This window comes from Bacillus sp. CFBP9009 (assembly GCF_036541465.1).
In the GTDB taxonomy this organism is placed as follows: Bacteria; Bacillota; Bacilli; order Bacillales; family DSM-1321; genus Peribacillus.
Genome location: NZ_JAZHFU010000002.1, coordinates 378,303 through 391,471, shown reverse-complemented (window position 1 = coordinate 391,471; position 13,169 = coordinate 378,303). Strand labels below are relative to the sequence as shown.

The window sequence follows — 13,169 nt, the reverse complement described above, 5'->3', positions numbered from 1 at the left end:
TAATGAATCCATAATAAAAGAGTAGGAGGTGATAAGATGGATGGACGCGAGTTGAGAAATTGCTTTGGTAAATTTCCAACCGGAGTCACGATAGTGAGCTGGTTTGATGGGAAAGTTCAAAAGGGCATTACTGTGAATTCATTTACCTCGGTTTCCTTGAATCCCCCGCTTGCTTTAGTATCAAATAAAGAAGCAAAAGCCTGCACTAGCATGAAAGATAAATCTTTTACCATTAATATTTTGTCGGATGAACAGGAATCCATAGCATGGCAATTTGCAGGCAGTAAACAGGAAACAGTTGAAATTGACTGGGATAACAGGGGGATTTCACCAAAAATAAATGGAAGTGTTGCCTGGATGGATTGCAAACCATGGAGAGAGTATGATGCTGGTGATCATGTATTGTTCATAGGTGAGATCCAGGAGTTACACTTCGAAGATTTGGAAGCGCTTACTTTTTATCAAGGGAAAATGGGGTCTGCTAAACAACTTGTAAAATAAGGGGGATTCTTATGGGGATTAAAACCGGCGAAGAATATATTAATAGAATTAAATCAAGGAAGCCAGAAGTCTGGCTTGGCGGAAGAGTGGTTGAGGATATTTATAATGAGCCAATTTTTAAACAGCCGATACAAGAAATTGCGAAGTTGTATGACATTCAACATGACCCCGAATATCAAGATGAAATCACCCACATTTGCAAAGAAACCGGAGAACGTGTTAACAATGCTTTCTTATTCCCGAAGACATCGGAGGATTTGCAAAAAAGAAGTAAATTATTTGAAGTGTATGCAAGGATGACATATGGACTTATGGGGAGAACGCCGGACTTTTTAAATGTCGTGGTCACTTCCATGGCACATAACTCCTGGTTTCTTGATAAATACAACAAAGACTGGTCAAAGAACATCAAGGATTATTATACCTATATTCGTGACAATGATTTATTCTTAACGCATGCGATCATTAATCCTCAAAATGATCGAAGCAAGCAATCTCATGAGCAAAAAGAAACATATACCCACTTAGGGACCGTTGAGGAAAAAGAAGAAGGAATACTTGTACGCGGTGCAAAAATGTTAGCAACCCTGGCACCGATCACCGATGAGGTGATTATCTATTCTTTCCCAGGATTCACACCAGGGGATGAACGTCATGCGGTAGCATTTGCATTGCCGATCGATACGCCTGGACTGCGTATAATCTGCCGGGAACCAATGCAGGACGGAACACGCTCGATGTTTGACCATCCACTTGCCTCCCGCTATGAGGAAATGGACGCCCTGCTTGTATTTAATGATGTCCTGGTTCCTTGGAACCGCGTCTTCTTATACAACAATGTGGAGGCGGCAAACCGCTTGTATCCAATGACGGGGATCGCTGAACAGCCTGCTCACCAATCGGGCGTACGTGGATATATTAAACTGGCATTTGCCGTTGAGGTTGCTTGTAAAGTGGCAGACTCTATCGGGGTTGATGGATTCCTGCATGTACAGCGTGATTTGGGTGAACTTGTTCAATCCGTCGAAGTCATCCGTTCACTGCTTCGGGTAGCGGAATATGAGTACACGATCAATGACTACGGTGAGGCCCGGCCAAATCCGGATGCATTGGAAACGATTCGCGGCTTCCTTCCGGAGATGTATCCCCGTGCCATAGAGGTGATACAGACCATAGGAGCTGGAGGGCTTTTGATGTCTCCGACAGGGGCCGACTTTGATAATCCCGAATTGCGCAGTGATATCGATAAATATTATGGAGGACGAAGCGGGGTTTCAGCGGAAGAGCGCATTCGGGTGTTTAAACTGGCTTGGGATTTATGCGGGGAAGCATTTGGGCAGCGCCTCCTTCAATACGAACGCTATTACACGGGTGATCCAGTTAGGAAAAGAGCGATTTTTTATAATAAATATAAGAAAAACAAGAACTTTACCATGGTGGATGAGGTGCTTAACAAACCGATGCAAGTAGCCATCGATGCGGTTAACCAGTAATTTTAATAGTTGAATAGGGAGGGGGGCCGTCATGATTTCGTCCGTTGAGAAGCTTATAAAGATACTTGATTTATTCACTAATGAAGAACCCGCGCTTGGAAATAAGGAAATAGCTGAAAAATTGAATATGAGTCCGAGCTCATCCCATCATCTAGTGAAAACGATGTGCAAGGATGGGATGCTGATCCAAGGCAAAGATCGAAAGTACCGGCTTGGTTGGAAGTTACTTGAGTGGAGCAGTAAAGTCATGTATCAGCAGGATATTCATTATGAGGCAGGTCCAATTATCAGTAATCTTGTCCTGCAATTTAGAGGTAATTCTCACATCGGTATGTTTCACGAAGGCGAAGTCAGGTTTGTGATGAAAATGTCGTCCCCTCATGCCGAGCATATGACCACATATATAGGAGCAAGAAAACCAGCTTATTGTACGAGCACCGGGAAAGTATTACTTGCCTTTAACCCATCCTTCATTCAGCCTACGCTTGCAAAAGGGCTATTGAAGCACTCAACTAACACGATCACTTGCATTAATCAATTGAATGAAGAGTTAAAGGACATCCGTAAACAAGGATTTGCGATTAGTGATGATGAAAATGATTATGGGTTATATGGTGTAGCAGCACCCATTAAATCCTATAATGGCCAAGTCATTGCGGCACTTAACCTCGTCGGGGACCGAAATTATATGATTGGGAAAGAAAAAACGAGAATTATTCAGTCGGTAATTCGTTCGGCACAAATGATTTCAAAACAAGTTGGTTATATGTCGCTAGTATGAATTTTTTGACTATTATGAAAACGGGAGGTAGTTTATTTATGAAAGGATATGCTCAATCTTCAAAATTACAGGCTAAATCATTAAATCTATTAAAAGTTATTGAAGACAATAAAAATTTATTGAAACCGCCGGTTAATAACAAAGTGCTTTGGGAAGATTCCGAATTCATTGTCATGCTACTGGGTGGTCCGAATTATCGGCGTGATTTTCATGTAGATCCTTCTGACGAGCTATTTTATCAGATAAAAGGCTCCTGCTATGTAGAATGCATCAATCAAAACGGCGAACGCGAAGTAGTGGAGGTGAAAGAAGGGGAAATGTTCATGCTGCCGGCTTATGTACCTCATTCTCCTCATCGTGTATCTGATACTTACGGCATTGTCATAGAACGCAAGCGTGCTAAAGATGAGCTTGAAGATTTTGTTTGGTTCTGCGGGAATTGTAACCATGAGATGCACAAAGTTACGATCCAATTGACGAATATAGAGATCCAGGTGAAAGAAGCCATCGAGGCTTTCAACGGTAGTAAAGAACTTCGCACCTGTAGTGAATGCGGTCATGTCATGTCAGAAAACGTTGAGGCTTGGAAATGCGAATAGATTTTCATACACATATTCTTCCGTTGGACCTGCCGGACTTAACCGGTAAATTTGGTCAGGGACGCTGGCCGGTGCTAGAGCCGAAATGTTCTTGCGGGGCGGATATCATGGTAAGCGGAAAGCTGTTCAGGAAAGTGACTGACCAGGTATGGGATCCGGAAAAACGCATTCAGGATATGGATTCCGAAGGAGTCGATATGCAGGTGCTCTCACCGGTGCCAGTGACATTTTCATACTGGGCGCCAATTGACCAGGCGCTATATATGTCCCAGTTCCAGAATGATTTCATTGCTGAGACTGTGAACAGGCATCCTGACAGGTTCATCGGTCTCGGTACTGTACCGCTTCAGGATTTGAAAGTGGCAATTGGTGAAATGGAACGCTGTAAATTTGAGCTTGGACTGGCGGGAATCGAAATCGGTACTAACGTAAACGGAGAGAATCTGGATTCACCTGTTTTATTGGAATTCTTCCAAATGGCTGAAAAATGGAATGTCCCGCTGTTTATACATCCATGGGAGACAATGGCAAAAGACCGAACGGAACGGCATAACCTCATGTATACAGTGGCGATGCCGAGTGAAACGGCATTGGCGGCAGCAAGCATTGCATGGAGCGGCGTCATGGAAAAGTTCCCGGATCTGAAAATCTGTTTTGCACATGGCGGGGGCTCATTTCCATATATTTTACCGCGGATCGATCAGGGGTGGGAAGTATGGCCTGAATTAAGAAAAACATCAATGCCACCAAGCCATTATGCACAAAAGTTTTATTTCGATTCCCTGAACTATGATACCCGGAATATTCAGTATCTGATTGACCGTTTTGGATATAAGAAAGTGCTGATGGGTTCCGACTATCCATTTTTATTGAGAGAAAAGCCTCCAGGTCAAGTGATTGATGACACTCTAAATCTTTCAGATGAAGTGAAAGCGAATCTTCTTGGTCGAAATGCATTGAGGTTTTTAAATTTGGAATCGCGAGGGGAGAAGCATGGAAAAACAGATTAAAGCGCCAGAACAAGTCCTTGAGGAACTTGGGATCATGCTAGAGCCGCCAAGGGAAGCGGTCGGCAACTATGTCAGCCACGTCCGGGTGGGAAATTTGATTTTCACATCCGGACAAGGTGTTGATGATTTCCACGGCAAGCTTGGCAAAGAGCTGACGGAAGAAGAAGGATATCAGGCAGCGAGGCAGTCCATGATTAATCTTCTGAGAGTGCTTAAAGATGAGCTTGGAGATCTATCCAGAGTCAAGAAGGTAATCAAAATTCTCGGAATGGTAAATTCAACACAAAATTTCACAGGACAGCCTAAAGTATTGAATGGTGCATCAGATCTGCTTGTTGCCGTTTTTGGAGAGAGGGGCAGACATGCCCGGTCAGCGGTGGGGATGGCCCAGCTTCCAAATAACACTGCAATTGAAATTGAAATGATTGTGGAAATACAAGATTGAGGCACTTGATTACTAAACCAGCGTCTCAATAAAAGGAGAGGGATGTTTCATGCAAGCAGCAAAAGCTAGTATAAATACAGCTAAATCAATAGATTGCCGGCACTTTATTAATGGGGAATTCCTGAATCCAAATCAATCCAAGACTTTTGACAATATCAATCCCGCAACGGAAGAAAAACTTGGATGGGTTGCGGAAGGAGGTAAAGAGGAGGTGAATCAGGGTGTTTCTGCAGCAAGACGTGCGCTTAAAGGTCCTTGGAAATCTTTTACCGATAATGAACGCTCTGCGCTTCTAAGGCGTATCGGCGATCTCATTTTGGAAAAGAAAGAAGAACTGACAATGTTGGAAACCCTTGATACAGGGAAACCATATAGCCTTGCACTTGAAATGGACATCAAGCGTTCAGCTCACAATTTTCACTTTTTTGCGGACTATATCACTGCACTTGGTAATGAATCCTACAATCAGAACAACATTGCACTTCATTATTCTATTAGGCGGCCCGTAGGGGTGGTAGGAATGATTAATCCGTGGAATTTACCTTTGCTATTGTTGACGTGGAAATTGGCACCGTGCCTGGCAGCTGGCAATACAGCGGTTATGAAACCAGCTGAACTGACACCGATGACAGCGACAAAGTTAATGGAAATATGCAAGGAAGCGGGGGTTCCCGATGGAGTTGTCAACCTTGTGCATGGATATGGTGTAAATTCAGCAGGAGCCGCTCTAAGTGAACATCCGGACGTCGATGCGATTACATTCACAGGGGAAACAAAAACGGGAACAGCGATCATGAAAGCTGCCGCGCCCACATTGAAAAAAATCTCTTTTGAACTGGGCGGGAAAAATCCGAATATTGTGTTTGCTGACTCGAATCTTGATGAAGTAATCGAAACGACATTGAAATCAAGCTTCATGAATCAAGGTGAAGTTTGTTTGTGCGGATCACGAATCTATGTTCAGCAAGGTTTGTATGACGAATTCCTTGAAAAGATGGTCGCGCGAACAAAAAAATTAAAAGTCGGTGATCCGTTTGATTCCGATACGGAAGTAGGAGCTGTAATAGGAAAAGAACATTATGACAAAGTGATGAGTTACATTGATTTGGCGAAAGAAGAAGGAGCGAGAATATTAACTGGAGGAAGAAGAGCAGGACAGTTTGAAAAAGGGTTTTTCATTGAACCGACAATCATTGCCGGAGTTACGCGTGAATCCCGTTGTGTACGGGAAGAAATTTTTGGTCCTGTGGTAACTGTCATGCCTTTCGAAACGGAAGAAGAGGCACTGGAGCATGCTAATGACACACATTACGGACTGGGGGCAACGATCTGGACCAATGATTTAAGGAGGGCGCATCGTGTCGCTTCTAAAATAGAAGCGGGCATTATCTGGGTGAATACCTGGTATTTACGTGATTTGCGTACACCTTTTGGGGGCATGAAACATAGCGGCATCGGCCGCGAAGGCGGATCGCATAGTTTCGAATTTTACAGTGAATTGTCTAACGTCACGATTAAATTATAAAGAAGGAGGGAGGCATTCATGATCGTCAGTTTAACAGAATGGTCTGTCAGGTTTTTGAAAGCGGAAAAAACAGGCATAGGAATATCGGCCCCCACCAGTGAAATTCCGGATTTGGATGTGGAGGATGCCTATCAAATTCAGCTTGAAACGATTCGAATGAAAACCCAGTCCGGTCTGGAAGTATCAGGTAAGAAAATAGGCTTGACTTCCAAGGCTATGCAGGAGGTTCTGGGAGTGAATGAACCAGATTACGGACATTTGCTTGATGCGATGGAAATAGAAAATAACGGCTGTATTTCGAGTTTGCCGTTAATCCAACCAAAAGTGGAGGCAGAAGTAGCTTTTATATTAAAGAAAGATTTACATGGCCCCAATATTAAGGTTGATGATGTAATCGAAGCAACTGATTATGTGGTTGCTTCGATCGAAGTGGTTGATAGCCGGGTGAAGGATTGGGAGATCAAACTTGCAGACACTGTGGCGGATAATGCATCATCGGGCTTATATATTCTGGGGAATCGCAAAATTCATTTGAGTGAAATCGACCTCCCTTCCATTCGAATGAGACTATATAAAAATGGCGAACTCATTAACCAAGGAACAGGTGAAGCAGTACTTGGAAATCCAGCAACGTGCGTAGCCTGGCTAGCAAATGAACTGCATCGTTTTAAAGGTTCCTTGAAAGCGGGCGAAGTCATTTTATCCGGTGCATTATCCGCAGCAATCGAAGCGAAACCGGGTGACCATTTTTCTGCTGACTTTGGAGAAAAACTTGGAAATGTATCGGTTAATTTTGAGTGAAAGGAGCCCAGCGGCCTTGAAAAAACTAAAAGTAGGCATTATAGGTTCAGGGAATATCGGCACGGACTTAATGATGAAAATTCATCGGTCGGATGCTCTGGAAATGTCGGTGATGATTGGTATCGACCCGGAATCGGAGGGTTTGAAGAAAGCTAGGATGCATGGACATCATGTCATTGCAAATGGCATGGATGGATTTTTGGAAAGGCCGGAGCTTGCAGATATTTTATTCGATGCCACATCTGCGAAGGCGCATGTTTTTCACTGCGAAGCCTTGAAAAGGATGAACAAGAAGCTGATAGACTTGACTCCTGCCGCAATCGGACCGTTCATTGTTCCTTCCGTGAATTTAAAAGAAAATTTGAATGAGGCGGTTGTTAACATGATCACATGCGGCGGTCAGGCGACAATCCCCATCGTTCATGCGATCAGTCAAGTGGCCCAGGTCGAATATGCCGAAATAATAGCGACAATTTCCAGCAAGAGTGCCGGTCCCGGAACCCGTGCAAATATTGATGAGTTCACACAAACGACGGCAAGGGCCCTGGAACAGGTGGGTGGAGCGAAAAAGGGGAAGGCTATTATTCTGCTGAATCCGGCAGAACCGCCACTCATCATGAGGGATACGATTCATTGTCTGCTTCAATCGGATTCCTTTGATATGAAAGCAATAACAGCGTCCATAAATAAGATGGCGGAAAAAGTTTCTGAATATGTTCCAGGATACCGCCTGAAGACAGAGCCGATATTTGATGGGAAACAAATAACAGTCCTTCTGGAAGTGAAAGGGTTAGGAGATTTTCTCCCCATATATGCAGGTAATTTGGATATAATGACGGCTTCAGCTGTAAAAGTAGGGGAAGAGATCGCTAAATGCCAATTCGAACACTATGTTTGAAAAAGATAATCGGAACTGTAAAGGTGGGGTTCATTTGCGTAAAGATGTATTGGTGACTGAAGTTGCATTGCGGGATGGGAGCCATGTAGTTGCACATCAATTCACCATCGATCAAGTAAAGAACATGACTGGGAAACTTAGTGCTGCGGGTGTCCCTTATATTGAAGTGTCGCATGGAGATGGACTGGGCGGATCATCCTTACAATATGGTTTTTCAAAAGTGAATGATATTGAATTGGTGGAAGCCGCTGTTGAAGCTGCTGGCCAATCGGTTATTTCAGTACTTTTAATCCCTGGTATAGGGACAATCGACCAATTAAGAGAAGCCGCTCACGTTGGGGCGAAAATGGCGCGGATTGCAACCCATGTAACGGAGGCGGACGTCTCAAAGCAACATCTGGAAGCAGCGAAACATCTCGGTATGGAAGCAATCGGGTTTTTAATGATGTCTCACATGGCATCTCCGGAAAAACTACTTGAGCAAGCCACTTTAATGGAATCCTATGGAGCTGATGCTGTGTATGTTGTTGATTCCGCCGGATCTTTTTTGCCCCAAGATGTGAAGGCGCGGATCAGTTTATTACGATCAAAGCTTAAAATCGATATTGGTTTTCATGCTCACAATAACTTATCGCTCGCTGTGGCAAATTCACTTATGGCAATTGAAGAAGGGGCGAATAGAATCGATGGCAGCATCCGCTGTCTCGGTGCAGGTGCTGGCAATACCCAGACGGAAGTGCTTGTTGCCGTTCTGGATAGGATGGGAATCCGTACCGAAATTGACTTATATAAAATGCTTGATCTTTCGGAGGAAGTTGGAAATACAATCATGCCTAAGCCCCAGGAAATAACAGACTCTAGTTTAATCATGGGTTATAGTGGCGTGTACTCCAGCTTTTTATTGCATGCAAATAAAGCGGCGAAAAAGTATGGAGTTGACGCCCGGGATATTTTGGTGGAGCTTGGTCGACAAAAAGTGGTTGGTGGTCAGGAAGATACCATAATTGAAGTAGCTGAGCAAATGGCATTTCAGAAAGAAGGGACTTTATGATGAAACTAGATCAACTGGCAAAACGGGTTGCCGAATCGCAAAAAAACGGTCGTGAAATGGATAAGCTTACATTATCCAATCCTGAACTAACAGTAAATCAAGCGTATGAAATTCAGAAGTTGAGCATAAATGAGTTACTTACTGGTGATAACAGATTCATCGGATGGAAGATGGGCTTGACGAGCAAAGCCAAACAACAGCAAGTAGGGGTAGAGGAAGCAATCTATGGCAGGTTGACATCTGCCATGGAGCTAACTAAACCAGTATTAAAAGTTGGGGAACTCATACATCCGAGAGTGGAACCTGAATTTGCTTTTTTGTTCAAGGACGAACTGAAAGGTGCAAATATAACAGCTAAAGATGTCTGGCCGGCTGTAGAATGTGTATTTCTTGCTCTTGAAGTTATTGATAGCCGTTATAAAAACTTTTCTTTTACACTTACCGATGTAGTAGCGGATAACGCATCCTCAGCAAAAATCCTGCTTAGCAATCAAGCTTATTCACCGTATCACACGGACTGGTCTCAAGCAGAAGTTACGCTTTATCAAAATGGTGAAATGCAAAAGAGGGGTCGCGGTGAAGCTGTGCTCGATCACCCGATTCATTCAATTGTGGAACTTGTAAAAATGATTAGCCGGGAAGGACTTTCCATTCAGGCTGGAATGATTGTTTTAGTAGGCGGAATTACAGATGCCGTATCCATACAGGCAAGTGATGAAATAATAGCAGATTACGGTGAACTAGGGAAACTGACATTACATGTTATAGCGTGAAATATGGCAAAGAGGAGGGAATTAATTGCGTGAAGTCAATGCTTCGGAAGTGGTAGGTAATAGTAGATTTGGCCGTTTTCATATAATGGTCTTCATGTGGTGTTTGTTCGCAATTACCTTCGATGGATTTGATATAGCCATGTACGGAGTAGGTTTGCCTTTGATGATGGAGGAATGGAACTTGACGCCAGTCGAAGCTGGCGGAATAGCAAGTTACTCATTGTTCGGAATGATGGTGGGGGCACTCATTTTTGCACCCCTGGCGGATAAAATAGGGAGAAAAAAAGTGCTTGCCATTTGTATATGTCTATTCAGTGTTTTTACATTACTTTCAAGTTTTGCCCCGAATCCTGCCTTTTTCTCGGTTATGCGATTTATAGCAGCCTTGGGAATGGGAGGATTAATGCCAAACGTCATCTCCTTAATGGCGGAATACTCACCCAAAAAGAATAAGGTGCTCATTGTAACCGCTATGTACTGCGGTTATTCTATCGGAAGCATACTCGCTTCTTTAATTGGAATGTATGTGATGGAACAAATGAGTTGGAGGGTTTTGTATTGGATAGGGGCGCTTCCCTTGCTGGCACTGCCATTCTTCATGAAGCAATTTCCTGAATCGCTTTCCTATTATGTTATTCAAAAACAAGGAGATAAGCTTGCTGGAATCCTGAATCGCATTGATCCAGACGGCGACTATAAAGAGTCGGACGATTATGAGTTTGCCAAAGTCCAAGAAAGGGCAAAGGGCTTTCCAGTCAAGAAACTCTTTGAAAATAAGCGCACTCTTAGCACATTTGCGTTTTGGGTAGCTGCCTTTAATTGTTTACTTATGGTATACGGACTCAATACATGGTTACCCAAAATCATGCAGCAGTCCGGATACGGCCTTTCATCCAGTTTATCTTTCAATCTTATATCGGGAATAGGACAAATTGGCGGATCGATAATTGGAGGGTACTTAGTTGGGAAAATAGGCCATAGAAGAGTACTTTTATCCCTCTGTGCCATGGGTACTGTTTGTTTTGTCATATTAGGTTTGACCTCAAATGCAGCAGCATTATATATTCTGATCGCTTTTGGAGGTGCCTGTACAGTCGGCACGATGAATTTGGCCAATACGTATATATCCGAGTATTATCCGCGGGAGATAAGGTCCACCGGGATAGGTTGGGCCTTGGCTTTTGGTAGAATTGGAGCGATTGTTGCCCCAACATTAATAGGATTATTGCTGGCTGCAAACTATTCACCACAAAATGCATTCATGGCCTTCACGGTTCCGAGCATAATGGCTGCCTTGGCGTTACTCGTTGTGAAAGAGAGGTATGGCAGCTATGATAAACTACAGGTTGAGGGAAATATAAAACTAAAAGCAACGTCGAATGTATAATATTGTTTTTTAGTAGATGGCCTATATGTCATGCAACTGTTCCCTGACATATAGGCCATTTTTTAAAGAATAAAAGAATTCACGAGTAAAATGGCTAAATTCACGAGTAAACCGGCCAAACTCACGAGTAAAACAGTTAAATTCACGAGTAAACAAGTAGAATTCACGAGTAAATTACGTAATGAAACCCATTGATTAAAGTGCCGTTAAACGCCGGGTAAATGGGGGTTATGCAAGATTGAAAGGTTAGTAACCCTAAATCATTAAGTTGAAAACTTTTTCTAATACGTTTGACAATTGGATTTATCGTGTTAATATAAAGGCAAATGAAATTTAATATACAATTTGTACCACTAGGGGTGCTTTATAGGTGAAAGTTGATTTTTACCGCAGAAGCTGAGATTAAAGTATGACTTTAAGACCCTTAGAACCTGATCTGGTTTATACCAGCGTAGGGAAGTGGGGTCTGGAACAATACGTTTCTGTATTATTTCAAGTACAACCACTTTCTTTACGTTTAAGAAAGTGGTTTTTTGTTTGCAAAAAAAGGGGTGATAAAAGGTTTTTTTCCGTAACATTTCTTGAAAAATATAAATTGGAGGTAATGGACATGAAGTTTTCAGAGGAAATTCGTCAGGAAGCTGATCATATTTGGGAAGCTAGTTTTAATCACCCGTTTGTTGCAGGAATAGGAGATGGCACATTGCCATTGGAGAGTTTTCGTTTTTATGTCATGCAAGATGCCTATTATTTATCTCATTTTGCTAGAGTTCAAGCTTTAGGGGCAGTCAAAGCTACAGATTTACATACAACAAGCAGGCTTGCCGGCCATGCACAAGGAACATATGAAGCGGAGTTGAAGCTTCATGAGAATTTTTCTGAGAGATTAGGCATCACAAAAGAAGAACGGGATAATTTCAAACCTGCCCCGACTGCTTATGCTTATACTTCCCATATGTATCGTGCGGCATATTCGGGACATTTAGGGGATGTTATTGCAGCTATCTTGCCGTGTTACTGGCTGTATTATGAAATAGGTGAAAGACTGCAAGGATGCATGCCGGAAGAGCCGATTTATCAAGAATGGATAGCGGCTTACGGAGGGGAGTGGTTCCGCACTTTGGTGGAAGAACAAATTGCGAGGCTTGATGAGATTGCTGAAAAAGTGACAGACGAAGATAAGGAAAGAATGAAAGAGCATTTTATCCTCAGCAGCCAATATGAATACTCATTTTGGGAAATGGCTTATCGTTTAGAGACATGGCCTGTGCATAAGGAAACACTAGAAGTATAAAGGGGAATGAAACAATGAAAAAAGGATTGAAATTAACGGACATATTGGTCACGATCGTGATTGCGGTAGCATTTGGAATCGTTTATATCCTTTGGGGTTCGATTTATTATTCCGTTAAACCGTTAGGATTACATCTGGATCAACTTATTTATGGAATGTGGTTTATAGCTGGCCCCGTCGCCTTTTTAATTTTACGGAAACCGGGTGTGGCACTTTTGGCGGAGATAGCTGCAGCTTCCGGGGAGTTCTTTCTTGGTTCACCATGGGGGCTGACCGTACTGTTATATGGGGTGGTACAAGGTTTGTTCGCGGAACTGGTGTTCATGGCGTTCAAATATAAAAAATTCAATTTGCCGGTGGCCGTTTTAGCTGCGATAGCTTCCTGCCTGGCATCAGTTATTATGGATTTTGCATACGGGGAAATAGGTGCGCTTTCAACTTGGAATCTATCGTTATTCATGATAGCGAGGTTTGTGGGTTCCATATTCTTTGCAGGTGTGACCGCTTATTATCTAGTTAAAGTCCTGGAAGCAACAGGAGTAACTAATCTTGTGCGTCCGGTTTCAAATAAAGATTATGCAGAACTGGATCAAAAGTAGAGGTTGAGGGCC

The 13,169-nt window shown here is 42.9% G+C and carries 14 protein-coding genes and 1 riboswitch; all 14 genes read left to right on the top strand.

Annotated elements, in window-relative coordinates:
• Nucleotides 1–36: 36 nt before the first annotated feature.
• Nucleotides 37–501: a flavin reductase family protein gene (locus V3595_RS07045; RefSeq protein WP_485906178.1), complete on the top strand. Its 465-nt coding sequence runs from the start codon at nucleotides 37–39 to the stop codon at nucleotides 499–501.
• An 11-nt stretch (nucleotides 502–512) separates the two neighbouring features.
• Complete coding sequence (locus V3595_RS07040) at nucleotides 513–1,994, top strand: 4-hydroxyphenylacetate 3-hydroxylase family protein (RefSeq protein ID WP_485906176.1); 1,482 nt, start codon at nucleotides 513–515, stop codon at nucleotides 1,992–1,994.
• Nucleotides 1,995–2,025: 31 nt separating this feature from the next.
• Nucleotides 2,026–2,775 (top strand): IclR family transcriptional regulator, encoded by a 750-nt coding sequence (locus V3595_RS07035; RefSeq protein ID WP_485906174.1) that lies wholly within the window; start codon nucleotides 2,026–2,028, stop codon nucleotides 2,773–2,775.
• 38 nt (nucleotides 2,776–2,813) lie between these two features.
• Nucleotides 2,814–3,374 (top strand): 3-hydroxyanthranilate 3,4-dioxygenase, encoded by a 561-nt coding sequence (locus V3595_RS07030; RefSeq protein ID WP_485906173.1) that lies wholly within the window; start codon nucleotides 2,814–2,816, stop codon nucleotides 3,372–3,374.
• Complete coding sequence (locus V3595_RS07025; protein WP_485906171.1) at nucleotides 3,359–4,384, top strand: amidohydrolase family protein; 1,026 nt, start codon at nucleotides 3,359–3,361, stop codon at nucleotides 4,382–4,384. Before V3595_RS07030 ends, V3595_RS07025 begins: the two co-directional genes overlap by 16 nt.
• The gene (locus V3595_RS07020; protein ID WP_485906170.1) at nucleotides 4,368–4,829 is read left to right on the top strand and encodes a RidA family protein; all 462 of its coding nucleotides are present in this window, start codon (nucleotides 4,368–4,370) and stop codon (nucleotides 4,827–4,829) included. The genes V3595_RS07025 and V3595_RS07020 overlap by 17 nt, the downstream gene beginning before the upstream one ends.
• A 49-nt stretch (nucleotides 4,830–4,878) precedes the next feature.
• The gene (locus V3595_RS07015; protein ID WP_485906169.1) at nucleotides 4,879–6,354 is read left to right on the top strand and encodes an aldehyde dehydrogenase; all 1,476 of its coding nucleotides are present in this window, start codon (nucleotides 4,879–4,881) and stop codon (nucleotides 6,352–6,354) included.
• A gap of 18 nt (nucleotides 6,355–6,372) precedes the next feature.
• A complete protein-coding gene (locus tag V3595_RS07010; RefSeq protein WP_485906168.1) occupies nucleotides 6,373–7,155 on the top strand; it encodes a 2-keto-4-pentenoate hydratase in 783 nt (260 codons plus the stop codon).
• A gap of 16 nt (nucleotides 7,156–7,171) precedes the next feature.
• A complete protein-coding gene (locus tag V3595_RS07005; protein ID WP_485906166.1) occupies nucleotides 7,172–8,053 on the top strand; it encodes an acetaldehyde dehydrogenase (acetylating) in 882 nt (293 codons plus the stop codon).
• A 34-nt stretch (nucleotides 8,054–8,087) separates the two neighbouring features.
• The gene (gene dmpG, locus V3595_RS07000; protein WP_485906164.1) at nucleotides 8,088–9,104 is read left to right on the top strand and encodes a 4-hydroxy-2-oxovalerate aldolase; all 1,017 of its coding nucleotides are present in this window, start codon (nucleotides 8,088–8,090) and stop codon (nucleotides 9,102–9,104) included.
• Nucleotides 9,104–9,877, top strand: coding sequence for a 2-keto-4-pentenoate hydratase (locus tag V3595_RS06995; RefSeq protein ID WP_485906163.1), 774 nt, complete (start codon nucleotides 9,104–9,106; stop codon nucleotides 9,875–9,877). Before dmpG ends, V3595_RS06995 begins: the two co-directional genes overlap by 1 nt.
• A 25-nt stretch (nucleotides 9,878–9,902) precedes the next feature.
• Nucleotides 9,903–11,264, top strand: coding sequence for an MFS transporter (locus tag V3595_RS06990; protein WP_485906162.1), 1,362 nt, complete (start codon nucleotides 9,903–9,905; stop codon nucleotides 11,262–11,264).
• Nucleotides 11,265–11,609: 345 nt separating this feature from the next.
• A riboswitch (TPP riboswitch) is annotated at nucleotides 11,610–11,739 on the top strand.
• Between the two features lie 135 nt (nucleotides 11,740–11,874).
• Nucleotides 11,875–12,558 carry a thiaminase II gene (gene tenA / locus V3595_RS06985; protein WP_241588766.1) on the top strand — a complete coding sequence of 228 codons (684 nt, stop codon included), beginning with the start codon at nucleotides 11,875–11,877 and terminating at the stop codon, nucleotides 12,556–12,558.
• Between the two features lie 14 nt (nucleotides 12,559–12,572).
• On the top strand, nucleotides 12,573–13,157 hold the full coding sequence (locus V3595_RS06980; RefSeq protein ID WP_402902753.1) for an ECF transporter S component: 585 nt from the start codon (nucleotides 12,573–12,575) through the stop codon (nucleotides 13,155–13,157).
• Nucleotides 13,158–13,169 lie beyond the last annotated feature (12 nt).